The following is a 1,131-nucleotide window of genomic DNA, read 5'->3' on the forward strand; positions in this document are numbered from 1 at the left end:
TCATTGAGGTTTAATGTAATATTGGATGCCAGGATATCACGTGCATCGTCACTTACGATAATCGTACGCCAAGGTATTGTGCAGGGAGTTTGTAAATAACCTTTTGCTCCGTTGGCATCGGGTGTGATCCAGGATTGAAAGATGAAATCATGGTCATCCAGATTCAGGTGCATGGCTCCATAGTTAATCAAGGCTGCTTCGTGCAGGTTGATGTAAATGCCCTCGGCTGTTTTCATCTGCAATGCAGTTTGTACACCTGTATCAGAAAATCCAGTCTGAGAGAGGTTTTCCTGTCTACCCCCTTCATTGAGGCCTCTGATCTCCGATAATTTGGAAATATTATAATCATATTCCTGGGTATCATAGTCGCCCGGAATCCAGTAAGCGGTATGATCTCCGGTCATAGCAAACTGGGTCAACTCTTCTTTGACGACAAAGTAAACCAGATTCTTCTGCTGCGGAAATTCATACCGAAACCCAAGTCCGTCGTCAAACAGACGAAAACGGATCACCATATCGCGATCAGTATCCTTCTGGTTGAGTGTTACCGCCATCTCGTTGTATCGGTTGCGGATCTCTTTCGTTTCACCCCATACGGGCTCCCATATCTCATCGAATGAACTGTATTGTACCTCAGCTACATTGAATCCGTCGTACAAAGATGTTTTGGGATCTTTTTTACGATTAATTTCAGAACCGAACTCCACCTTGTCGCTTCCAATCAGCTCAAGGCCCAATTTACTTGGATTGATCACCGTTTTCCCATTATATTTTAAGGTATACACCGGCGTTCCTTGTTGATCGACAAAGAAATTCATCTCCAGATCACCGTTTGGTGATCTCAGATTCTGTGCCGCTATGATGCCGGCAATCAGGCAAAAGTATAATAGTATAAATATTTTCCTCATATGATTAAAATTAAGACATGAGAACCAAGACAAAAAACCGGACCTTCATTTGTCTATAAGTTCCTTATTCATAAGTCTTGGTTACAATGGATTCTTTTATATGCTTTTTTAATTAATATGGTTATCTTTTTTCTATGATCGGGTATTTTCACTCGACACTCATTCGACTCCTCGCTCCACCACCATGCTATAGATGAAACATCGTTCTCCGCTGTGCGGTAAA

General features: G+C 41.9%; 1 protein-coding gene. It reads right to left on the reverse strand.

Going from position 1 to position 1,131, the window contains the following annotated elements:
* The coding region (locus B3Z75_RS12985) for a glycoside hydrolase family 97 N-terminal domain-containing protein (protein ID WP_294072511.1) at positions 1–908 on the reverse strand (908 nt) is incomplete at its 3' end.
* Between the last annotated feature and the right edge of the window lie 223 nt (positions 909–1,131).

The sequence above is a fragment of the Proteiniphilum sp. UBA1028 genome, assembly GCF_002316955.1.
Lineage (GTDB): Bacteria > Bacteroidota > Bacteroidia > Bacteroidales > Dysgonomonadaceae > Proteiniphilum.